Genomic DNA, 24,243 nt, shown 5'->3' with positions numbered 1-24,243 from the left:
TTCTTAATTTTATATTGACTCTTATATTTATACTTGTTTTCAGATCAATGTGTTCTCCCCCCTACAAAACTGACCTGCTCTTTCTTTTGCGCTATTTTGAACATAAGCATTGGCATGCCATTTCATCTCTATTGTAGCGAATTGATTTCATTGTCATGGTTAAAGACCTCTTGTTTGAACGTGAATTTAATATAACTGGCTGCTTGAAATATGTGAAATAAGAAAAAAAGGAAGCGAAATCTATTTTCTTCCTTAGGAAGTTTTCATATATTTTTGAACAGAAAATAAAAAAGCCCAGTCTTAACTGGGCTTTTTTGCATTTAAAAGATTAAGCTGTTTTCTTAATCATATTATTTTTACGAATTGTGATCATTACAAGTTGAACAGCTGCTGGTGTAACACCAGGAATACGACTTGCTTGAGCTAATGTTTCCGGAAGAACCGTTTTTAATTTCTGGGTAATTTCACGAGATAAACCAGACACAATATCATAATTAAAATCGGTAGGAATTTTGGTCTCTTCAAGACGCTTTAACTGAGCCACATCTTCATGCTGACGGTTAATATAACCTTCGTATTTCACAGCAATTTCGATTTGCTCACCCACGTGCTCCGAAACTTCAGAACCAGTAAGTTCGGCAATTTGACCAAAGTTAATATTAGGGCGTTTAAGCAAATCAATTGCACTACATTCTTTACTTAAGTCAGCACCTGTCATCTCAACGAATTTTTTACCCATAGGGTTATTTGGTGCCGCCCACAAATGTTGTAAACGAGAAGTTTCACGCTCAATCGCTTCCATTTTTTCACAGTAAGCAGCCCAACGCACATCATCAACCAAACCAAGTTCACGACCAACAGTCGTTAAACGTTGATCCGCATTGTCTTCACGTAACATTAAACGGTATTCAGCACGTGAGGTAAACATACGGTATGGTTCTTTAGTACCTAAAGTAATGAGGTCATCAACCAATACACCCATGTAAGCTTGGTCACGCTTAGGTGTCCACTCTTCTTGTTCCCAAGCACGGCGCGCAGCGTTTAAGCCAGCAAGTAAACCTTGGGCACCTGCTTCTTCGTAACCTGTTGTACCGTTAATTTGGCCAGCAAAATACAACCCGTTAATAGCTTTAGTTTCGAGAGTGAATTTCAAAGCTTGTGGATTGAAATAATCGTATTCAATCGCATAGCCTGGACGCAAAATATGGGCATTTTCCATACCACGAATAGAGCGAACCAGCTCGAACTGAACATCAAATGGAAGCGAAGTCGAAATACCATTTGGATAAAGCTCGTGTGTATCTAAACCTTCTGGTTCCAAAAATACTTGATGCGAGTCTTTATCAGCGAAACGGTGAATTTTATCTTCGATTGATGGGCAGTAACGTGGTCCTACACCTTCAATAACACCGGTATACATTGGTGAACGATCTAAACCACCACGAATAATGTCATGGGTTTTTTCATTGGTATGCGTGATATAACAATTTACCTGTTCAGGGTGCATAGAGGCATCACCCATGAACGACATAACTGGCGACGGGAAGTCACCTGGCTGCGGAATCATGACTGAAAAATCAACTGAACGTGCATCAATACGTGGTGGTGTACCCGTTTTTAAACGGCCTACAGGTAAATTTAATTCACGTAAACGCTGAGCAAGTGCAATTGAAGGAGGATCACCCGCACGACCACCACTTGATTTTTGTAAACCAACGTGGATTACACCACCCAAGAATGTACCCGTAGTTAACACAACAGTTTTAGCATCAAAGCGAATACCCATTTGGGTAACAACACCTTTAACCGTATCACCTTCAACAATCAGGTCATCAGCCGCTTGCTGGAAAATATCAAGATTTGCTTGATTTTCCAAAGTATCGCGGATGGCAGCTTTATAGCGAACGCGGTCAGCCTGAGCACGTGTTGCACGTACTGCCGCACCTTTACGTGAATTTAAAATACGGAACTGAATACCACCTTTATCGGCAGCTAAAGCCATTGCTCCGCCAAGCGCATCAATTTCACGTACTAAATGCGACTTACCAATACCACCGATTGCTGGGTTACAACTCATTTGACCCAAAGTCTCAATGTTATGGGTCAAAAGCAAAGTCTGTCGTCCCATACGCGCAGCAGCAAGGGCCGCTTCCGTACCTGCGTGACCGCCACCGATAACGATAACATCATAAACTTTAGGATAGTGCATGAGTACAAAAACACCAGAAAAAAAAAGACGGAACATTATATCAAAATTATCTGCTTATTGATGTACATAATTACAAAATCATCTTCACATAATTTACGGTACGCCACATGATTTGACATTTTGTTTCATGAACTCAATACAAAGTGAATGTTATTAAAATAAATTCATCTTAGAATAAAAAACGTACAGCACTTCTATAACTTTAAAATTAACGCGACAAGAAGGAATACAAAATGAAAACGACTATGTTAAAAATCTTAACCGCATCTCTACTTTGTTTTTCAGGCGTAACGTTGACCCACGCTGCGACCAATCATACTGCTAAATCGACTCATATGGCTAAATCAAGCAAAACAGCTCATCATGCTGCTGAGTCAGGCAAATCAGAGATGCAAAAACAGCTGAGAGCTTGTACTAAAAAAAGTCAGGGTGAATGGGTAGCTTACAACCATAACGGCGTAATCTTTAATGGTACTTGCCAACCAAATGAAAATGGTAAGTTACAATTTAAAGCCCCTGCTCCTTAATCTGTTTCGACACGAGGTATAGAAGAAGCAATTTATTTTCCACTATACCTCCTCAGTATTTTTAAAGTCGGCCCATTAAAGATGGGCCGCTTTCTTTTTTAAAACTGTCTAGTCAGCTACAATACGCCTTTAAATAAAATTTTTAGGTCCTTTTCGTGAAGTGGTTACAAATACACATTACCGTTGATCAAGCACAAGTTGAGTTCACAGAAACACTTTTAATGTCTCTAGGTGCGGTAAGCGTAACTCTGGATGATGCTGAAGATCAGGCTTTACTTGAACCATTACCAGGTGAAACACCTTTATGGAATAAAGTGATTGTGACAGGCATTTATCAACAAGACGAACAAGACCCTATTGATGTCGACACTTTAGAAGCTTTCTTAAAAGCTCAACTTCCAGACGCTCCTATCCGTCATGAAGAACTTGAAGATCAAGTATGGGAACGCGCTTGGATGGACTATTACGAGCCAATTCAAATTGGGGAAAAGTTCTGGATCGTACCTGAATGGCTAGAGCCACCAGAAGCTGATGCAACTAATATTAAGCTCGACCCAGGTCTTGCGTTTGGTACAGGTAACCACGCAAGTACTTTCTTATGCTTACAATGGCTAGGTAAAACTGACGTTAAAGATAAGATCGTCATTGATTATGGTTGTGGTTCAGGCATTTTAGGTGTAGCCGCTTTATTATTAGGCGCTAAAAAAGTATATGCCACTGATATTGACCCTCAGGCTGTTTTAGCAACAAAACAAAATGCTGAACTTAATGGCGTATTAGATCGACTATATGTAGGCCTTCCTGAAGAATTCGATCAAGAGTTTAAACCTCAACAGACAGATGTTTTAGTTGCAAATATTTTAGCGGGTCCACTAATGGCACTTGCGCCGGAGTTTGCAAATTTACTTAAATCTGACGGTGAGTTCGCACTTGCAGGTGTAATTGAAGAGCAAGTTGCTGATGTTTCACGTGTTTATTCTGAATTTTTTGATATATTAGATGTCGAAAAACGCGAAGAAAATTGGTGTCGCATTTCAGGAAAACGCAAATAATAAATTGAGAATATTTTAACTCATGAATGAAAAACAAACCCGCTGCCCTAAATGCTTAACAGTCTATAAAGTGTCTCTTACTCAATTGACTGTTGCTCAGGGTATGGTTTGTTGTCCTAAATGTGATTCGAGCTTTAATGCACTCACCCATCTGATTAATATTGAACAGCCTGTTATGGTTAACTCATCTACATTAGTCAACGGTTCAATGCAAACTAGATATATGACACATTCTCACGTGTTAGATATCTTTGATCAAAAAGTTGAGAATTCAAATATTGATCTTTTAACCTATCTCAACAACTTAAATTATTTTCACAACGAACCTATTAACGCTCTACCCAATCTTAATTTAGCTGAACAAGCATCTTCACAAGAACAAGACAATAATAAAAAGCATAGCTGGTTGTACTACACGCTCTGGAGCTCTGCCAACCTTATTTTAATTTTAGTCTTCACTTTTCAAATTCTCTGGTTTAACCCTAAGCTCATGCATGCAAGCCCAACCGTCAGCCATGCATTTAATTATGTATGTGGAATACTGCACTGCAATAAGTCAACTGAACAATATCAACTTATTTATATAGAAAAGTTAAAACTCCGCAAAGTTGACACAAGTCATACGCAATTTTCAGGCATATTGCTTAATCAGAATGATAAAAGTGTTGAACTTCCTAATCTAAAGTTGAGTTTTGCAACAGAGTCAAAGAAAACAGAAGAAATTATATTGACGCCTCAACAATATCTTGTTGAAAACTTACGAGGTATTCAGCGCATTCCCTCAAATACTCCTTTCCGATTCCAATTTGAGCTAAACAGAAGCAAAAAAAGCCTACTAAATTATCGATTAGAAATTGTCCACCCCTAAAATGTAAAAAAAGTGAAAAAAAAATAAAAAAAAATGCAGTTAATTTGCTCACTTTTTCCTAGACAATGGTATGATACGCGCCACGAAAGCTTTGACTCATATACTCCTCGCTCTCAATCCAAAAAAAATACTGTTAAGCATGTGTGCTTTTCTACATTAAGCACATAGCCTAACTTTTTTTGTTTTTGAGGGAGCTGTAACAAATATTTAACTATTGTTACGCTTATTTTTTATTCAATACGAAGAAATATGGCAAGCTAATTGTTCTTATGTTTTAGAGTCACTGTTTTAGGATCTAAAACAGGACTCCGTATTTTTAGACCACATTTATATACTACTTTATCCAAGCTAGTATTTGATTTTCGGATTAACTCGCATGAATAGCAAATCTCCTATTTTTACTGCACAATCTGATGTTGCTCTTCGCATCCACGTGGATCGCGCAGTTCGTCATTATTTTGCACAATTGCAAGGTGAGCAGCCATCTCAGGTATATGACATGGTGCTAGCAGAAATGGAGAAACCTCTTTTATCTGTAGTTCTTGAATATACACGTGGTAATCAGACCCGTGCTGCAGAGATTCTTGGACTCAACCGTGGCACTTTACGCAAAAAGTTAAAAGCTCACGGTTTGATGAGTGAATAAATGATAAAATGCTCACGACGTCGTGGGCATTTTTTTATGCTTATTGGTTTTAATCCGTAGACTTGAAATTGTTGAATTAAACATCATGACTATTAAACGTGCTTTGATTTCTGTATCTGACAAGACAGGAATTGTCGAATTTGCTCAAAACCTTGCAGCTTTAGGGGTAGAACTATTATCTACAGGCGGCACATACAAGTTGCTTAAAGATAATAATATCGCTGTGGTTGAAGTATCTGAACATACTGGCTTCCCTGAAATGATGGATGGTCGTGTTAAGACATTACATCCAAAAATTCATGGCGGTATTCTCGCTCGTCGCGGTTTAGACGAAGCAGTAATGGAAGAACACAACATTGATCCGATTGATCTTGTTGTTGTGAACCTTTATCCATTCGCTGCAACAGTTGCAAAACCTAACTGTTCACTTGCTGATGCTATCGAAAATATCGACATCGGCGGTCCAACAATGGTTCGTGCTGCTGCTAAAAACCACGCTTCTGTCGGTATTGTTGTAAATGCTTCAGATTACGATACAGTTATTACTGAATTAAAAGCTGCTGGTTCACTTTCTTATGAAACACGCTTCGATTTAGCTGTTAAAGCATTTGAACATACAGCTCAATATGACGGCATGATCGCTTCTTACCTAGGCGCTCGCGTTGGTAAGACCGAAGGCGAAGCTGATTTATTCCCTCGTACGTTCAATACTCAATTGAACAAAGCACAAGATTTACGTTACGGTGAAAACCCACATCAATCTGCTGCATTTTACGTTGAAGCAAATGCAAAAGAAGCGTCAGTTTCTACGGCAAAACAGTTACAAGGCAAAGAATTGTCTTATAACAACATTGCAGATACAGATGCTGCACTTGAATGTGTGAAATCATTTGCAAAACCTGCTTGTGTGATTGTAAAACACGCTAATCCTTGTGGTGTTGCTGTTTCTTTAGACGGCATTAAAGCTGCTTACGATTTAGCTTATGCGACTGACCCAGAATCTGCTTTCGGCGGTATTATTGCATTTAACCGTGAGTTAGATGTTGCAACTGCTCAAGCAATTGTAGAGCGTCAATTCGTTGAAGTAATCATTGCTCCAAGTATTGCTGATGGCGTGCTTGAAGTTACTGGCGCTAAGAAAAATGTACGTGTTTTAGTTTGTGGCGAACTACCTGCGATTGACGCACGTGCACCACAACTTGACTACAAACGCGTTAATGGCGGTTTATTAGTTCAAGATCAAGACTTAGGTATGATTACTAAAGATGATCTTAAAGTAGTAACCAAATGCGCACCAACTGAACAAGAAATTGATGACCTCATCTTTGCTTGGAAAGTTGCGAAATATGTAAAATCAAATGCAATTGTTTATGCGAAAAACCGCCAAACTATTGGTGTAGGTGCAGGTCAAATGAGCCGTGTTAACTCAGCTCGTATTGCTGCCATTAAAGCTGAACATGCTGGTTTGGTTGTTGAAGGCGCTGTAATGGCATCTGATGCATTCTTCCCGTTCCGTGACGGTATTGATAATGCGGCTAAAGCTGGCATTAAATGCATTATTCAACCAGGTGGCTCTATGCGTGATGAGGAAGTTATTGCGGCAGCTGATGAAGCTGGTATTGCAATGGTCTTCACTGGTATGCGCCACTTCCGCCACTAATTTAAATTTAGTCCTCCCTAACCCTCCTTTCATTCAGGAGGGTTTTCCACAATAATGGAGCTAACTCTCCACCTTGAGGGATAGAGGGGGATGAAAAAGGATTAAAGTTAAGGAACAAATTAAAAATGAATATTTTAGTTTTAGGTAGTGGTGGTCGTGAACATGCTTTAGCATGGAAAATCGCGCAAGATACCAATGTTGCTCAGGTTTTTGTTGCACCAGGTAATGCTGGAACTGCAACAGAAGATAAATGTCTTAATGTTCAACTTGATATTTTAGACAACCCAGCAATCATTGCTTTTGCTAAAGAAAATAATGTTGATCTTATTATTGTTGGTCCAGAAGCACCATTAGTTAATGGTGTGGTAGATGCTGCACGTGAAGCAGGTTTAAAAATTTGGGGACCTACTCAATATGCAGCACAGCTTGAAGGCTCAAAAGCATTTGCTAAACACTTTTTAAAGCGCCACAACATTCCTACTGCTTTCTATGACGTTTTCACTGAAGTAGATGCAGCTAAAGCTTATGTTGAAAAACATGGCGCACCAATTGTAATTAAAGCTGACGGCCTTGCTGCTGGTAAAGGTGTAATCGTTGCAATGACCAACGAAGAAGCTTTTGCAGCAATTGATGACATGCTTGCAGGCAACAAATTTGGTGATGCTGGTTCACGCGTTGTGATTGAACAGTTTCTTGCAGGTGAAGAAGCTTCTTTCATTTGTATGATTGATGGTAAAAATATTTTACCAATGGCAACTTCACAAGATCACAAGCGTATTTTTGAAGGCGATCAAGGTCCTAACACTGGCGGTATGGGTGCCTACTCTCCTGCTCCGGTTGTAACTTCTGACATTTTCGAACGTGTTATGTCTGAAATCATGCACCCAACCGTAGAAGGTATGGCTGCTGATGGACATGTTTACACTGGTTTCTTATATGCTGGCCTAATGATTGATGAACAAGGTCAACCACGTGTGATCGAGTTTAACTGTCGTTTTGGTGACCCTGAAACCCAACCGATCATGATGCGTTTAAAATCATCTCTTGTTGAATTGGTAGAAGCTGGTATTGCTGGTAACTTACCAAAAGAAGCTGAATGGGATGAACGCAAGTCAATCGGTATTGTACTCGCAGCAGAAGGCTATCCTGATAGTGTACGCAAAGGCGATGTAATTTCAGGTATCGGACAATCACCTGAAGATACTAAAATTTTCCATGCAGGCACTGCAACTCGTGAAGATGGTCACATCGTGACTTCTGGTGGTCGAGTTCTTTGTGTAACAGCATTAGGCGACAGCGTTCTTGAAGCACAGATTAATGCGCTTGAAGTATGCGGACAAGTTAACTTTACGGGTATGCAATATCGTAGCGACATTGGCTACCGCGCAATTGCACGTGAAAAAGCTTAAAAATTCCACAAGTTTAAAACTTTAATGAAAAGCCTCTATATAGAGGCTTTTCTATCATGTGCCACAATATAAGCAAATCGTATAAATCTTTATTATATTTCTAAAGATATCAATAAATAAAAAAGAAGCCCCCTATATCAAGCACACTTTTATTGATATGATTAGCATAACGTTGGAACTGTCAATAAACACTGCTGTTTTAATAATTTTCATAGTGACTTGCTCTACACATTATGACTGTAGAGAGTTTTTAATGTTCTAAGTTTATGAACACTCGTTTGGCTAATGTTTGGGGATTAACTGTTTGGGGAAACAGTTTTTGTTTATAAAACAATTACCCTCTCTTACCGCCAAAATATGCAAGCAAATTATGAGACCCCACCAAAAGATACCAGAGTTTAAACCAGTTGTAATTCCAACTCCTCTCATTTCATATAGATATAGATCAATACTTATTTTTCTATATCTCCTCAATCAGGACTTTTTTAAATGAAAAAGCTGATCAGCCTTTTTTTAAGTATGTCAGTAGTACTATTGGCAGCATGTGGTAAACAAGAAAGTGCTCCACAGACAAACCAAAACAATGATAGCTCCCAAGTACAAACGGTAGTAATTGCCTCTACAGGTTCAGATGCTGATATTTGGCGTTATATCGCAACGTTGCCTGAAACCCAAGCTGCTGGCTTAAAGTTAGAAGTGAAAAACTTCACAGACTATGTTTCTATGAATGCGGCCATTGCGAACAAAGAAGTAGATCTGAACGCTTTCCAATCTTATGCTTATCTTGTTGCATTTAATAAATCAAACCAAGATAAAATTGCACCGGTTTCTACCACATATCTTGAGCCAATGGGTATCTATTCGAGTAAACACAAAAAAGTTGATGAGCTCGCAGAGGGCGCAATTATTGCAATCCCAAATGATGCTGCCAACGAAGCTCGTGCTTTACTTTTATTACAAACAGCTGGCTTAATCAAACTTAAAGCTGATTTTAACCCAGCTCAAGGCAGTCCAAACGATATCATCGAAAATAGTAAAAAGATCGATATCAAACCAATCCAAATGGCAACTGCATTACGTATTAAAGACGAAGTTGATGCCGTTGTATTAGGTAACACCTTAGCAATGGAAGGTGGTTTGAACGTACTCAAAGATTCTATTTTCTATGAGCCTGTTGATCAAAGCACACGACTTAATGTCAACGTTCTTGCAACTGCTGATTCACGTAAAAATGATGCTGTTTTGCAAAAAGTTGGTCAGCTATATCACAGTGCATCAGCTAAAAAGTATGTAACAGAGCGTTTTGGTGGAACAAAAGTTGACGTAGATCAACCAATCAGCTATCTCTCAGAAGCTAAATAGTAATATAATAGCGGAAACGTGAAACAGGCAAATTCTCTTTGCCTGTTTTTTCTTTCCAGCATAGCTTCTGACGATATGATTCAATTTAAAAACATTTCAAAGCACTATCAGCTCAAAAGTCAAACCATACGCGCACTCGACCAAATCAATTTAGAGATTCCAGAGGGCAGTATTTTTGGCATCATTGGCTATAGTGGTGCAGGTAAAAGTACCTTAATCCGCCTGATCAACCTACTTGAGCGACCAACAGAAGGTCAAATCATTATTAATCAGAAAGATTTCACCGCTTTGGATGCACGCTCATTACGTCAGGAACGTGCAAGTATTGGCATGATTTTTCAGCACTTCAATCTGCTACAAACCAAGACGGTTGCTGAAAATATCGAAATGCCAATGCGACTACTGAATTACAATAAAGTAGAACGTGAAAAGCGCTTAAATGAGTTATTAGAGTTCATTGATCTTAAGCATAAAAAAGATGCTTATCCAGATGAACTTTCTGGCGGACAAAAGCAACGTGTCGGTATTGCCCGTGCTTTGGCAAATCATCCAAAGATTCTTTTATGTGATGAAGCAACCTCTGCCCTAGACCCGCAAACAACCAAGTCAGTTTTAGAACTACTCAAGAAAATTAATCAAGAGCAAAAAATCACGATTGTGATGGTGACCCATGAAATGGATGTCATTGAAACTATTTGTGATCATGTGGCCGTGATGGAAGCAGGTAAAGTCATTGAACAAGGTTCAACGATTGATATTTTTAGTAAACCTCAACATCCAACCACTAAAAACTTCATTCAAACTGTTTTACATCAACAGTTGCCTGTGAATATTTTAAATCAGCTCGAAAACCAACATCATCATAGTATTTACTGTCTACAGTTTTTAGGGCGTTCTGCTCAAGAACCTGTAATTCAGTCACTGATTAAAAAATTCGATATTAGCTTAAATATTTTATTTGCCAACATGACTGAAATTAATGGCACAGTCATTGGTCAAATGTTTGTGCAGCTTTTAGGTGATCCTCAGCTCATTAAGCAGGCTATTGAGTTTTTGGAACAAAATGAAGTAGGTGTAGTTCAATCAGGAGATCAAGTATGAGAGATTTAATCGTACAGTGGTTAACTGAACTTACTCAACCTTTCTGGCACAGTTCCCTTTCTATTGATCAGTTCGTAACAGCTTTGCAAGAAACCTTTCATATGGTTTTCTTCGCACTTTTGTTTGGCGGAATTTGGGGATTTATTCAGGGAATTATTTTATTAGTTACCCGTCCAGAAGGCATTTTACCCAATAAAGTGATTTATCATTTACTTAATCCAATTGTAAATGCTTTACGCTCTCTTCCTTTTATTATTTTACTTATTGCAGTGATTCCTCTTACTAAGCTATTAGTAGGTACTTCAATTGGTACGTGGGCAGCTATTGTTCCATTGACTATTTATGTTGGCCCTTACATGGGACGTCTGATTGAAACTTCATTGCTTGAAGTCAATGAAGGAATTATTGAATCTGCTCAAGCGATGGGTGCTACACCTTGGCAAATTATCTCTCGCTTTATTTTGCCTGAAGCACGTAGCTCACTCATTTTAAACCTTACCACAGCGACAATCAGTCTTATTGGTGCAACCGCCATGGCGGGTGCAGTTGGCGCAGGTGGTATTGGTGATTTAGCGATTTCTTATGGTTATCAACGTTTTGATACTAGCGTTGTGATTTTAACAGTCATTATCCTATTGCTATTAGTACAGATTGTACAAACGCTAGGAAACTGGCTCGCCAAGCTCCGTTAAATCATCCATACAAAAAAGCTCTCGTTTAGGGGGCTTTTTTTGTTTTATATCACCCCATTCTTAAAGACAGTTGAGAGCATGGCTCAATACCATTTTCTGGTATGATCAGAATTAGTCATTATTCATTTACTCTTTGGATTTAGTTTCAGGATAAAACAATGCGTTATAGAATTCATTTTATTGATGTGCAGAATGCCCTCCAAAACTATATCTGGATTTTAGAAGATACTGAAACCCAAGAAGCTGTTGCAATCGACCCAACAGAAGCGGAACTGGTAACTCAATTTTGTCAGAACAATCAGTTAAATTTAAAACAAATCTGGCTTACTCATTGGCATAAAGACCATATTGGGGGCGTTGCTGATCTAACGGCTGCCCAAAATATTACTGTGTATGGCCCACGCGATGAACTCACAAAAATTCCGGGAATTACCCACCCCTTACAACATGACGATCATCTAAAATTTAATGATTTAAAAGTAGAGATTATTGCAACCCCAGGTCATACCTTAGGGCATATTATCTATTTTATTGAAGAATTAGAGGCTGTATTTTGCGGTGATACATTATTTGCAATGGGATGTGGTCGATTGTTTGAAGGCACGGCTGAGCAAATGTATCACTCACTGAGCCGTTTAGCAGCATTACCAACCCATACAAAAGTATATTGCACGCACGAATACACGCTTTCAAATGCCGAATTTGCCTTAACGGTAGAACCGCATAACCATGCCCTATCAGAACGAGCTGAAGAAGTCCGTGAGCTACGTAAACAAGGATTAATCACACTACCAAGCACGATTGAACTTGAATTAGCAACTAACCCCTTTCTTCGCGCAGAAAGTGTTGAAGACTTCGCCCACCTGCGTGCTCTTAAAGATAATTTCTAAAATTAAGCTTTCAAAGAAGATACAGGTTCATTTTTAAGAACTGTATCTTTTTGCTTATTACCTGTTGCCTGTAATTATTTTTTACATTTACTCTATTTTTTATTTGTTCATTATTTTAAAAATATCATTGAATTTATAATTTTTAAAAACCATCACACAAACAGCACTTTAAATAAAAAGTTATTATTTTTTAGTTACATAACCCACTCATAATTTTATAAAAATGAAATCTTTTATTTCTTTATCTTACTTTTTTTACAAGTTGCAAAATAAAAAAAAGTTTTCCCCCTTTAAAAAATCTAATTAAAACCCTATTAATAAATAAGATGTAATGCCACGGATAGAAGGAGTTCTCACGTGAAAAAGGTTGTTAAAGCTAAAAATTTGATTGCGTTTCGTATTTGGTTAGAAAAGTTAGGGTATTCAGTTAAAAATCTTGCTGACGGGAAAGGTTTTACTTTTAGTTTTAAAAAAGAATATGGTTTGGTGACCTGTGAGTTAGCAGGTAATTCATTAGCTATGCAATTAGGTGAAGAGTTTGAGGATCACTTAAAAGCATAATTTTTCACGACTCGATTTTAATTACAGTAATGTCTTTGTTGAAAGACAAGTAATGTTGCAGAACTTTAGAATGGCTTAATTAAAATATATTTTTAGTTATTAAAAAAATCTGTAGCAGGGCTACTCTCCCAAATTGCCCTTAGCTACAGATTTTTTTGTAAGGTTAATCTGCTTTAGGGTTCTTTAATGCTTTATCAAGAAGATCTTTATCTAAAGCTTTATCCCAACGTGCCACAACAATTGTTGCACATGCATTACCCACTAGATTTGTTAAAGCACGGCACTCAGACATAAAGCGGTCAATACCAAGAATTAAAGCCATACCCGCGACAGGAACAGCTGGTACAACCGATAAAGTTGCAGCTAGAGTAATAAAGCCTGCACCAGTCACCCCTGCTGCCCCTTTAGAACTTACCATTGCGACTAAAAGCAATGCAATTTGCTCACTAATTGATAAATCTACATTACAAGCTTGCGCAATAAACAGAGCCGCCATAGTCATATAGATATTCGTACCATCAAGGTTAAATGAATAACCTGTTGGAATGACCAAACCTACAACTGATTTTTCACAACCTGCTTTTTGCATTTTGTCCATTAAAGATGGCAAAGCTGCTTCAGAAGAACTTGTTCCTAAAACCAACCAAAGTTCATCTTTGATATAACGAATTAAATGAATAATTGAAAAACCGTTATAACGAGCTACTGCACCTAAAATTACTAGAATAAATAATACAGCAGTAATGTAGAACGTCATGATTAACAGTAATAAATTACCAATTGATTCGATTCCATACGCACCGATCGTAAAAGCCATTGCACCAAAAGCACCGATTGGGGCAAGCTTCATTAACATACCAACCAAGTAGAAAACTGGAGCTGTTAAATTATTTAAGAAATCGGTAATTGGACGTGCTCGGTCACCCAAAGCAGCCAAAGAAATACCAAATAGCACCGCTACAAATAACACCTGTAAAATCTCGCCACCAGCCAGAGGACTGACCAATGTTTGCGGGATAATATTCATGAAGAAGTCGGTAATATTTGTTGCATGCGCCTTTTCAACATAAGTATTTACTTTGTCGTTGACTAAGGTAGCTGGATCAATATTAAGGCCTTTACCCGGTTGGATAATATTTGCCACAATCATACCAACCACAAGCGCCAAGCTTGAAAAGGTTAAAAAGTAGAGCATAGCCTTACCAGTCACACGGCCAACACGGCTCATGTTTGTCATACTGGCAATGCCTGTAACAACAGTTAAAAAGATGACGGGAGCGATAATCATTTTAACGATCTTGATGAATGCATCACCAAGTGGTTTTAAACTTTCGCCAAGTTCTGGGTAAAAATGACCAATTAAAATGCCCAAAATAATTGCAAAAATGACCTGTACATACAAAATTTGGTGAAATTTCTGTTTTTTCTGTACTGCTTCTTGGTCAAGGGTATTGAAATCCATTATCTAAATACCTTTTCGATGGGGATAAAAAAATAAAATATAAAGCAAGCACCACAAGCTGCTTTAACAAGGAAAAGCCATTGTAAAGAATAAAAAACACCCTGTGTCATAAATTTAAAAAATGTTAAATTCAAAAATCATGCATTAAATTGTATAGAATACATTTTATTTTTAGGCTTTAAATATCATAAAAATAGTTAATTTTTTAAATAAGCTATTATTTATATTAAAATTTTACACCATAAAAAGTGAAAAAACCCGCCATAGGTACTTGTGTATCCACCCCAAGCTAATCATTTATTAAATAAATGATTTTGTGTAAAACATATGAATTATAAATTATGAAAATTTATTTTAAAAATAATAAGAAAAACTGATATATATTTTTTTAATGAGAAACCGCGTCTATTTCTTGTTAAATATTTAGACTAATAGGCCGCTATAAATTAATTAAAATTGGGATGAGCCTTAAATAACCGCTCTAATAAAATATGGACATAGTCTAAGCATAAGGTGCGGTCAGTGAATAAGATTCTAAACAGCATTGGAGCAATGACTGCTTCGATAATTTCTTGATTCGATATGGTTGGTTGATGACGTAGTCTTGCTCGAGCTTGAATAATATCGAGTTGCTGAATAATTAAGGTTTCGCATTGTCGGGCATTTGAAGATTCAACTGCATATAAAACATCACGGAGTAAGACCTGTCCCACTTCAGAAGAGTACTCTTCAAAATACTGTTCGACCCATGCGGTAACATCAAGTTGAAATGAACCTAAATCTTTTGGCTCCATATCGGGTTTGAGTTCATTTAAAGCAACGTCTGAAAATAACTGATTAATGTCTCCCCAACGGCGATAAATTGTTGAAGGTGTTACTCCAGCTTGTTGGGCAATCAGAGGGATGGTGATTTGACCTTGCTCGAATGTTTTTTGAAGCTCTTTTACTGCTTGATGTACCGCAGTTTGAATTCTTTCACTACGGCCGCCCGGTCGTAACCCAGTAACAACTTTTGCCATTAATCAGCTCTACTTCAATAAAAAACAATTAAAATATTATTTGCATATACAAAATACACTAAAGCTAACGATTTGCTTTAGTGTAAAAATAATGTATAAAAGCTAAATATTCGCTTTTATGTTATTCATCTTATATGAACAATTCAAGTTCGAAACGGTCTAGATGTGTTTTTCGGTTAGATTCAAGAGTTGCGTTGACCTTAAACACGATCACGCTCATGACATTTATGGCCGCGTCCAGCTCCCCGACTCCTCTATATCGCTTGTATCAGCAAGCATGGCAATTTTCGCCTGTTACATTAACCTTAATTTTTGCGACCTACGCGTTTACCTTACTTGCCTCTTTACTCATTATTGGCTCTTTATCTGATTATATTGGACGTCGACCTGTCATTCTTTCGGCAATTTTTCTGCAAATCGTTTCAATGAGCTTTTTCCTTTTTGCCTCAGATGTTTCTATGCTATTTATTGCTCGTGGTCTGCAAGGCATAGCGACTGGACTTGCTGTTTCTGCCATAGGAGCCGCAATTTTAGATTTCAGCAAGCATCAGGGCTCCTTGATTAATAGTATTGCTCCAATGGTCGGCATGGCAGCTGGCATCTTTATTACATGTACTATTTTGCAATTTTCATCACAACCTTTGCAGCTCGTTTTTGAGCTTTTATGTGTTCTCTTTGCATTTCAACTCATGTTAAGTTTTTTTAATCCTGAAACTGCACAAAAAAGATCGGGCGCACTTGCTTCTTTAAAACCCAACATGGCTATTCCTCATCAAGCGAGAAGTGCTTTATTAAGTATTAGCCCTATTAATATTGCACTTTGGATGGTCAGTGGTTTTTTCTTATCACTTATGCCCTCTTTACTCGCAAAGATTTTTCAAACCTCTTCTGCATGGTTAAATGGGATTATGTTTATGGCGCTCGCACTTTCAGGTGCAGCCGGCATATTAACCCTAAGAAAATCTACAAATTTTCGTATTTTGCTCACAGGTACCTTATCCATCATTATTGGAGCTACGATTTTATTTTTAGCGATTAATTTTACAAGTGCAGTTATTCTATTTTTAGGTTCTATTATCACTGGAGTGGGTTTTGGTACCGCTTTTATGGGAGCAATTCGCACAGTCATGCCGCTTGCGTTACCAGAAGAGCGTGCAGGTCTTATGGCCGCATTTTTTGTTGAAAGCTATTTGGCTTTTAGTATTCCGGCAATTCTTGCAGGTTATTTTGTGGGTAAAATTGGACTTATGAACAGTGCTAATATTTATATGAGTTTAATTATTGGTCTTGCTCTGATTGCCCTTGTGATGATTTTTAAAAATATTAAAAGCAAATAATGATTTGTTAAAAAGTCAGCCTCAAATGAAGCTGACTTAAACAATTTAAAACAAATAATACTTAAATAAATAATTTAGCTTCTGATTGCTACATTGATACCTATTGAAATTCGTTAGACTATTTTTAATATCAAGATTCACTCGCAAGATGGGTTTAGATACAAAATAAGTAAAAGGCTCAAAAGTATGTTTGAGTTATCATTATAAAATATAAGGAAATTTATTATGAATAATTTCATTTTGACAACTTTTGATTGGGTTCCGGAATTACCACGAGGTTTTGTAAGAGATATAAGGATAAGATGGGCATTAGAAGAGGCAAAAATGCCCTATAAAATAAATAGCGTATCTTTTTATGAGCGAGGAGCTGATCATTTTGCTCACCAACCTTTTGGGCAAGTTCCTTGGTTAACAGATGGCGATATTTCAATTTTTGAAAGTGGCGCTATCTTATTTTATTTGGGTGAGCGTAGTCGTGTACTTTTACCTACAGATCCGAAACAGCGTAATGAAGTTATAGAATGGTTATTTGCAGCACTTAATTCAGTAGAAATGGCAAGTCTTCCTTGGGCTTTATTAAGATTTTCTAATGCTCAGAGAGATACTCCCGCACACAAACAATTTGATGCCTTTCTTCAGTCTCGCCTTCAACATATGGAGTCATTTCTTGCAGAGCGCGAATGGCTGGCTCAGTCATTTTCTATAGCCGATATTGTTATGGCTGACGTATTACGTTTGGTGAATAAATTTGATGGGTTGACAGAATTTCCCCATTGTCTTGCATATGTTCAGAGAGCGACTATACGTCCTTCTTTTCAAAAAGCGTATGCTGACCAAATGGCTCATTTTGCAGCGGCAGATGCCAAGAAGAATGCTTAAACATGTCATTTAAGCATTCTAGATTTATTAAGCTAAAACTTAAGGTTTACTGATCACGCCAAGGTTTTAAAAACCGCTTTACATACTTTTTAAAAGGCCAAGTAAATTGTTTCACAAAACTATTTGGAATTTTATAGCCAACTGTTCCATATACACTTGCCAAAAGTTTAGGCATATAGACAGTTTTAAAAATAACATCATAGAGTGGGATAAAAGCAGCGTAATTTTTATCAATAGCTGGTTTTTCTGAAGAATGATGCCAATGGTGGAATTCTGGTGTTGCAATAATCCAGCGCAAATATGGAAAGCGAAAACGTACATTGGAATGAATAAAAATAGCGTGAAACAAAATAAAAACTAAATAAGCAAAAACAGCTGAAGTATGAAAACCTAATAGGAAAATTGGTAAAGTCGCAATAAAGCGAGTCATCAGTACTTCTATGACATGCAAACGAGAAGATGCTAACCAATCCATATATTCAGTCGAATGATGAATCGCGTGAAAACGCCATAAGAAATTAACTTCATGCATGGCGCGATGCAACCAATACACCGTAAAATCTACCACAATCAGTAGCTCAATAAATTGCAGCCAAATTGGTTGAGCTTGTACATAAGGCACAATTGGGTTATCAGGCAGGTGTGTAATCCAATATTGAATTGGCATAACCGTTAAAAAGCTGAATAGTTGAATCCCAACATGGCTGACCATGAAATATTTCATATCGGTCACCCAGCCAACTCTTAATATTTTTTGTTCAGGATTTTTAGCAAAAAAGCCTTCAAGCGGAATAAAGACTAACGCTAAAATGAATAAGGTCAGTACAAAATAATCGATACCTGCATAAAACGGTACACTTGGTAAAACGGGTGCTTCAATTACGCCGCAACCCAAAACTGCTGCCAGAAGTGAAAAACATAGCCCGTAAAAGCCATATCTGTTTTGACGAACAATCGCGCTAAATGCACCAAAACCAGCACTAATCACAATGCCAGTGATCAGGCCATAATAGAAAAGATTATAGTGCTTTGCGTAAAGAGGACGAAGTTCTGGGGTCGTTAATACACTGGGAAATAAAAAACATAAAGCACCAAATAAACAAAGCAAGCTGAGTGACATTGAAATAAACGCACTGATTTTCCCTAAACCGGCATTAAGTTCTAAATTTTCAAATTTTGCTCTTAATTGATCAGTCATAATTCGTATCAACAGTTCTTATTGTGTATACCGCGAATGCTATCAAAATTTAATAATAAATGGGAAAGAACTTTAACTTCTCAGATCAAACCCAATAATCTGAAAATTGAATTTTAAATCTAACTTTCAACATAGATATTAATGGTTTTATAAAACTTCAAATATTTGACCGACAGATTGAATCAGCCATTTTCTGGCAATAATGTCATCACTACGATTAAACCAGTTCAAGCTCACTTTAAAAGAATCCATAGCGAAAGGTAATTCAAACATTTGAACATTACCATGAGCGAGATAATGCCGAGCTGCTCGTGACGGTAATGTCACCAACATATCTGAACTCTGTAAAACGCCTTGTAAAACACTAAAATGAGGAACTTCTAAACGAATACGTCGCTTCAAATCCATTGTTTTTAAATATTGTTCAACTTGGATATGCCCTGTCGATGACTTAATGGCAACATGGTCTTCTTGCAAATATTGCTCTAAAGTCAGTTGCTGTTGTAGCCTCGGATGGTCAGCTCTGGCAATACATACATATCTTTCTTCAAATAAAGTACGTGTTTCTATTTTCGGCATTATTGTCTGCGTACTATTAAATACAGCCAGATCTAAAAAACCATCAATGAGCCACTGCTCAACCTTATCTGATCGAATCTCTTCAATTTCAATTTGAATATGTGGGGCTGCTTTTTGTAAAAAAGCCATAAGGCTAGGCAAAAGACAAATTTCCCCTGCGTCAGACAGTCCAATTCGAAAGGTTTTATTCGAGTTTTCAGGATGAAATTCCTGTGCTTGAGCAATCGCCGATTCAATATTAAAAATCGCTTGATGGAAAATTGGATAGAGTTCATGAGCGACTTTTGTTGGCTCCACTCCTCCTCGACTTCGGGTAAATAACTCATCATTTAACTGACGGCGTAAACGGTTCAAATTATAAGTCACCGAAGGCTGGCTTAAATTTAATTTATCAGCAGCTTTACTAATATGACGAGACTCATAAATACAAACAAAAACTTTAATCAAACCTAAATCCATGGTCTTGATCCTTAAAATACTCTAAACAAAGACTTTAGCTTCTTTATTTAGAGTTTAGTTTGTTTTATCGGAATAAAAAATGCTTAACACTTATGGGGATATGCTTGAATTGAGTAGTACTCGTTTAGTTTTACTGCAAATACTTATGGCGATAACACTCAATGTGGCAAGTACACAAGGAATGGCTAGAGCAATAAAATTATATTCAATTGGTAAATGCAGACTTAAAAGCCAACCACACAAAATCGGCCCTAGAATAGCGCCAATACGTCCCACACCTAAAGCCATACCAATGCCTGTACTTCGAATTGGTGAAGGATAAAACTGCGCCATATAAGCCAGTAATAAAATTTGCCCTCCAATAGAAGCCGCACCTGCAACAGCAATGCAGAGATATAAAATCACCATAGGTAACGCATAGCTTAATAAGTAAAGTGAAATTGCACCCGCTAAGAACAGCGAACAAATGACTTTACCTAAATGAAAACGATCAGCAAAGAAACCACCTCCAATCGCACCAAGCATTCCGCCTAAATTTAACGCTAGTAAAAATACCAAACTGGTTGATAGGTCATAGCCTGCTTCTACCATTAACTTTGGTATCCAATTACCTAGGGCATACACCATAAGTAAAGCCATAAAAACACTGAGCCAAAAAAAGATGGTGACTAGGGCACGATTTTCAGTAAACAAAGCAACCAAAGGACGAGCAGCAACTTGTTGGTTTTCCTGATGTAAAACAATGTTGGTCTGGACACTTATATTTTGTTCTGGGGCCAATTGTTGAAGTAAATACCGTACCTCGTCCCACTTCTTCTGGCGAATTAGATAATCAATCGATTCGGGTAAATATTTCCAAATAATTGGTAATAGAACCAACGGAATACCTGCCAAAATAAACATGATTTGCCAACCAAAATTAGGGACCAACCACATGCCTAAAAGTGCCGAACCCATACCACCAATGGCATAACCACTAAACATCAGTGAAACTAAGGTAGATCTTAACTTTTTTGGGGCATATTCTGTCATTAGGGCAATAACGTTGGGCATTACACCACCTAAACCTAAACCCGCAATGAACCGGTAAATTGCAAACGCTTTTGGACTATCGGCAAGACCGCATAACACAGTAAAACCACTAAAAATCATGATGCATAACATAATAAGGCGTTTACGACTAAAGCCATAAGATTCTAATTTGTCCGCTAAACTTCCAAACAGCATTGCACCAAACATCATGCCAAACAGTGCAACACTACCTAAAAGCCCAGCAGTCATACTATCTAACTGCCAGTGCTGCATGAGCTTAGGCAATGCAACACCGTAAATGACCAGATCATATCCATCAAAAATAATAATAAGTGCACTCAGCAAAATCACTCGCCAATGCAATGGCGTTAACTTTGCCTCATCAATCAATTGATTTGCATTTAGTTTTTCCATAATTGCTTTCCTTAGCAAATTGTTTATAAAGCATCACATGATTTAAATAGTTGCGATTCCTAGCTGTTTTAATTGTTGCTGTGCATCCGTAACATCTTGCTCTAAATCGTGTTGCCACAACCAGTCAAAACGATGTTCAAGGTGCTCGCCAATTTCTGCAAACGTTGAGTACTGAGTTGAATAGCACTCATAAATTTCGCCAGACTCACGAGAGGTTTGTTGAACACGGCAAGCTCGTTTTAAACGCAGCTTTTCATAAATTGAAGACACATCGGTTAGCTGATCTACTTGTAAGTTTTTTGTCGCCAGTAAGGCAGCAAGGATTAAAGCATCTTCGAGACCTTGCCCTGCTCCAGCACCTTGATGAGGTAACATAGCATGTGCGGCATCACCCATAAGAATCACGTGACCCGAGGCACTTTGATAAGTCGAAAGCTCCTCAATTTCATGTAAGGCCCAAATGGTAGGCTCTTCAATTAAACCGAGTAATGTTTGGCAGCTTTCGCTCCAGTCTGAAAAATCGGAAAGCATTTGAGCTTTATCGACAGGGCGTGTCCATGGTGTATCTGTTGGTAGTACCGTATCTTCACGATTTGAGCAAAAGGCAACAATATTGATTTGCTCACCCTTACGAATTGGGAACGTCAAAATATGCTTATCTTTACCCAATAACATTTGTGGAATATCAGCTAGGTCTGTATCACCTTGCATTTGCTGCAAAGCTTCTTTAAATGAAGCATGTGAAATAATGCCACGATATGCCCAAGTTCCTGAAAAGCGTGGATGAACAAGTGGTAAATGATGAGTAGCTAAAACATATTGGCGAGCAACAGAGCGAATACCATCAGCCCCAATCAAATAATCGCACTCATGGCGACTGCCATCACTAAAATGCAAAATCACCACATCACCATGTTCTTCAATCGTCTCGAGGCGTTTAGAAAAGTGAACATTTTGCGTAGGCATGTGAGGAATAATGGCATCTAGAAAGTCTGCACGATGAACAGAAGACTGCCCTACACCTGCCGCTACCGATGCCGATAGATATTCATCGGTATAACCATTGCGCCATTGAAACCAAACATCTTGAAATGGTGCAGATACCTTATCTGCAATTGCGTGATATTCGTTGGCTAAACCTAACAGTTCAATGGCTTTGACTGCATTTGCTCCAAAAGAAATCCCTGCCCCAATTTCAGAAAACTGAGGTGCAGATTCAAACATTTGGACATCTAAATGAGCATGTTTACTTAAATTACTTGCTAAAGCCAAACCAGCAATACCACCACCAACCACGGCAATTCGAATATGTGTATTCATGTGTTTTATCCTTAAACATCATTGTTGTTTTCACATATTCATTCTTGAGAAGTTGGCTTATAAAGTCCAATTAGTATTTTTTTTATTCAGTTATTTAAAAATTAAATAATAGGCACTTAGGCGAGCCCTTAATAAAGATTAAAGGCTGCCCATGCTAATAAACGATTTTCGATACACTTTATGGTGTACCTGGCGGGGTTCCAATAGCACGTTTCATTGGAGCTTCATAAGTCGTCTCAGCAACTGGTGAAACGCGCCAAATCGTATTGCCCACGTCATCTGCAACTAACACGGCACCTGAAAAATCAACTGCTACACCTACAGGGCGCCCATAAGCTTTACCTTTGTCACTTAAAAACCCTGTTAAAACATCTTGTGGAGGACCAGAGGGTTGACCACTTCTAAATGGTACATAAACTACTTTATAACCACTGTGCGGTTTACGGTTCCATGAACCATGCTGCCCAATGAATGCGCCACCACGATATTGTGGCATGAGTTCAGCTGCATAGAACGCAAGACCTAAAGAGGCTGTGTGATTACCTAATGCATAGTCAGGTTTAATTGCACGTGCGACCAGTTCAGGATTTTGTGGTTTTACTCGTACATCTACATGTTGACCATAGTAGCTATAAGGCCAGCCATAAAAAGCACCGTCTTGAACCGAAGTCATATAGTCAGGTACTAAATCACTGCCAATTTCATCGCGCTCATTAACAACCGTCCAAAGTTTGCCGCTTTGAGGTTGCCAAGCCATACCATTCGGATTACGTAGTCCCGTTGCAAATGGACGTGACTGACCACTTGCAATATCAAACTCCATAATTTGTGCGCGACCTTTTTCTTTTTCCATACCATTTTCAGCAACATTACTGTTAGAACCGACAGTAATGTACAGCTTACTCCCTGCTGGGTTAGCGATCACATTTTTGGTCCAGTGGTGATTTAAAGGACCACCCGGTAAGTCCAATACTTTGGTTCCACTTGCTGTAATTTGAGTTTCGCCCTCTTGATAAGGAAAACGCACAAGTGCATCTGTATTGGCGATATATAAATTATTACCTACTAATGCCATACCAAACGGTGAGTTCAAATCTTTGAGAAATACCGTTTTTTGATCAGCAATTCCGTCTCCATTGGTGTCACGTAATAAACTAATACGGTTGGCACTCGGATGAGATGATCCTGCACGTCTCATCACAAAAGTCATAATTTTACCCTTAATCCCTTTACCGTCTTCTGGTTTAGGTGGGGCATCTGTTTCAGCAACCAATACATCACCATTGGGTAACACATAAAGCCAACGTGGGTGTTCAAGCCCTTTTGCAAATGCTTTTACCTTCAAACCTTCTGCTGGTGTTGGCATAACACCACTCGGCCAGCCTTCTGCTGGTGCTATATTCACGGTTGGAAATAAACTTGATTTAGGCTCAGGCAATTTTGGTTCAGGCCCATAGCTCTCGTTAATAGGAGATTGAGAGGATGAAGCACATCCAGCTAATGTAATTAAAACCGTAGTGCCGAAAATTGGCAGTAAAAAACGTGTAAGCATGGTTTATCTCCATTT

At 38.1% G+C, this 24,243-nt stretch carries 21 protein-coding genes; 13 read left to right on the top strand and 8 right to left on the bottom strand.

Annotated features, from left to right (window positions below):
- Positions 1 to 328: 328 nt before the first annotated feature.
- Positions 329 to 2,209: a tRNA uridine-5-carboxymethylaminomethyl(34) synthesis enzyme MnmG gene (gene mnmG, locus ACB088_RS03930; protein ID WP_375038066.1), complete on the bottom strand. Its 1,881-nt coding sequence runs from the start codon at positions 2,207 to 2,209 to the stop codon at positions 329 to 331.
- A gap of 233 nt (positions 2,210 to 2,442) precedes the next feature.
- On the opposite strand from mnmG, the gene ACB088_RS03925 reads away from it, so the two are divergent.
- The 11 genes from ACB088_RS03925 to ACB088_RS03875 all read left to right on the top strand — a co-directional run bounded on the left by ACB088_RS03925 (position 2,443) and on the right by ACB088_RS03875 (position 12,977).
- Positions 2,443 to 2,736: a hypothetical protein gene (locus ACB088_RS03925; protein WP_092706741.1), complete on the top strand. Its 294-nt coding sequence runs from the start codon at positions 2,443 to 2,445 to the stop codon at positions 2,734 to 2,736.
- 155 nt (positions 2,737 to 2,891) lie between these two features.
- Positions 2,892 to 3,788, top strand: a complete 897-nt coding sequence (gene prmA / locus ACB088_RS03920; RefSeq protein ID WP_092706739.1) for a 50S ribosomal protein L11 methyltransferase — start codon at positions 2,892 to 2,894, stop codon at positions 3,786 to 3,788.
- Between the two features lie 22 nt (positions 3,789 to 3,810).
- Positions 3,811 to 4,656, top strand: coding sequence for a DUF3426 domain-containing protein (locus ACB088_RS03915; protein ID WP_375038065.1), 846 nt, complete (start codon positions 3,811 to 3,813; stop codon positions 4,654 to 4,656).
- A gap of 376 nt (positions 4,657 to 5,032) precedes the next feature.
- A complete protein-coding gene (fis, locus tag ACB088_RS03910; RefSeq protein ID WP_001086304.1) occupies positions 5,033 to 5,302 on the top strand; it encodes a DNA-binding transcriptional regulator Fis in 270 nt (89 codons plus the stop codon).
- Positions 5,303 to 5,387: 85 nt separating this feature from the next.
- On the top strand, positions 5,388 to 6,962 hold the full coding sequence (purH, locus tag ACB088_RS03905) for a bifunctional phosphoribosylaminoimidazolecarboxamide formyltransferase/IMP cyclohydrolase (RefSeq protein ID WP_035361157.1): 1,575 nt from the start codon (positions 5,388 to 5,390) through the stop codon (positions 6,960 to 6,962).
- Between the two features lie 125 nt (positions 6,963 to 7,087).
- Entirely contained in the window at positions 7,088 to 8,371 is a 1,284-nt protein-coding gene (purD, locus tag ACB088_RS03900; RefSeq protein WP_375038062.1) for a phosphoribosylamine--glycine ligase, read from the top strand.
- 489 nt (positions 8,372 to 8,860) lie between these two features.
- Complete coding sequence (locus ACB088_RS03895; protein WP_199989895.1) at positions 8,861 to 9,733, top strand: MetQ/NlpA family ABC transporter substrate-binding protein; 873 nt, start codon at positions 8,861 to 8,863, stop codon at positions 9,731 to 9,733.
- Between the two features lie 75 nt (positions 9,734 to 9,808).
- The gene (locus tag ACB088_RS03890) at positions 9,809 to 10,834 is read left to right on the top strand and encodes a methionine ABC transporter ATP-binding protein (RefSeq protein WP_003652515.1); all 1,026 of its coding nucleotides are present in this window, start codon (positions 9,809 to 9,811) and stop codon (positions 10,832 to 10,834) included.
- Complete coding sequence (locus ACB088_RS03885) at positions 10,831 to 11,526, top strand: methionine ABC transporter permease (protein ID WP_003652516.1); 696 nt, start codon at positions 10,831 to 10,833, stop codon at positions 11,524 to 11,526. The genes ACB088_RS03890 and ACB088_RS03885 overlap by 4 nt, the downstream gene beginning before the upstream one ends.
- A 158-nt stretch (positions 11,527 to 11,684) precedes the next feature.
- Positions 11,685 to 12,416, top strand: coding sequence for a hydroxyacylglutathione hydrolase (gene gloB / locus ACB088_RS03880; RefSeq protein ID WP_199989897.1), 732 nt, complete (start codon positions 11,685 to 11,687; stop codon positions 12,414 to 12,416).
- Positions 12,417 to 12,773: 357 nt separating this feature from the next.
- Positions 12,774 to 12,977: a hypothetical protein gene (locus tag ACB088_RS03875; RefSeq protein WP_003652518.1), complete on the top strand. Its 204-nt coding sequence runs from the start codon at positions 12,774 to 12,776 to the stop codon at positions 12,975 to 12,977.
- Positions 12,978 to 13,140: 163 nt separating this feature from the next.
- Here the strand turns inward: ACB088_RS03875 and ACB088_RS03870 are convergent, their stop codons facing one another.
- A complete protein-coding gene (locus tag ACB088_RS03870) occupies positions 13,141 to 14,439 on the bottom strand; it encodes a dicarboxylate/amino acid:cation symporter (RefSeq protein WP_003652519.1) in 1,299 nt (432 codons plus the stop codon).
- 446 nt (positions 14,440 to 14,885) lie between these two features.
- Positions 14,886 to 15,458: a TetR/AcrR family transcriptional regulator gene (locus ACB088_RS03865; RefSeq protein ID WP_199989901.1), complete on the bottom strand. Its 573-nt coding sequence runs from the start codon at positions 15,456 to 15,458 to the stop codon at positions 14,886 to 14,888.
- Positions 15,459 to 15,592: 134 nt separating this feature from the next.
- Here ACB088_RS03865 and ACB088_RS03860 point away from each other — a divergent pair, with 134 nt between their 5' ends.
- Complete coding sequence (locus ACB088_RS03860) at positions 15,593 to 16,795, top strand: MFS transporter (RefSeq protein WP_199989903.1); 1,203 nt, start codon at positions 15,593 to 15,595, stop codon at positions 16,793 to 16,795.
- 225 nt (positions 16,796 to 17,020) lie between these two features.
- On the top strand, positions 17,021 to 17,674 hold the full coding sequence (locus tag ACB088_RS03855; RefSeq protein ID WP_202724260.1) for a glutathione S-transferase family protein: 654 nt from the start codon (positions 17,021 to 17,023) through the stop codon (positions 17,672 to 17,674).
- A 46-nt stretch (positions 17,675 to 17,720) separates the two neighbouring features.
- Here ACB088_RS03855 and ACB088_RS03850 read toward each other — a convergent pair whose 3' ends face one another.
- The 5 genes from ACB088_RS03850 to ACB088_RS03830 all read right to left on the bottom strand — a co-directional run bounded on the left by ACB088_RS03850 (position 17,721) and on the right by ACB088_RS03830 (position 24,228).
- Positions 17,721 to 18,872, bottom strand: a complete 1,152-nt coding sequence (locus tag ACB088_RS03850; protein ID WP_375038061.1) for a sterol desaturase family protein — start codon at positions 18,870 to 18,872, stop codon at positions 17,721 to 17,723.
- Between the two features lie 147 nt (positions 18,873 to 19,019).
- Positions 19,020 to 19,910 (bottom strand): LysR family transcriptional regulator, encoded by an 891-nt coding sequence (locus ACB088_RS03845; RefSeq protein ID WP_003652524.1) that lies wholly within the window; start codon positions 19,908 to 19,910, stop codon positions 19,020 to 19,022.
- Positions 19,911 to 20,000: 90 nt separating this feature from the next.
- Positions 20,001 to 21,356, bottom strand: a complete 1,356-nt coding sequence (locus ACB088_RS03840; RefSeq protein ID WP_375038060.1) for an MFS transporter — start codon at positions 21,354 to 21,356, stop codon at positions 20,001 to 20,003.
- Positions 21,357 to 21,398: 42 nt separating this feature from the next.
- Positions 21,399 to 22,676 (bottom strand): salicylate 1-monooxygenase, encoded by a 1,278-nt coding sequence (gene salA / locus ACB088_RS03835; RefSeq protein WP_375038059.1) that lies wholly within the window; start codon positions 22,674 to 22,676, stop codon positions 21,399 to 21,401.
- Between the two features lie 178 nt (positions 22,677 to 22,854).
- Positions 22,855 to 24,228, bottom strand: a complete 1,374-nt coding sequence (locus ACB088_RS03830; protein WP_375038058.1) for a PQQ-dependent sugar dehydrogenase — start codon at positions 24,226 to 24,228, stop codon at positions 22,855 to 22,857.
- Between the last annotated feature and the right edge of the window lie 15 nt (positions 24,229 to 24,243).

The sequence above is a fragment of the Acinetobacter sp. RW6 genome (genome assembly GCF_041956835.1).
Lineage (GTDB): Bacteria > Pseudomonadota > Gammaproteobacteria > Pseudomonadales > Moraxellaceae > Acinetobacter > Acinetobacter calcoaceticus.
The sequence above is the reverse complement of the archived record's forward strand: the minus strand, read 5'-3'. Positions and strand labels throughout refer to the sequence as shown.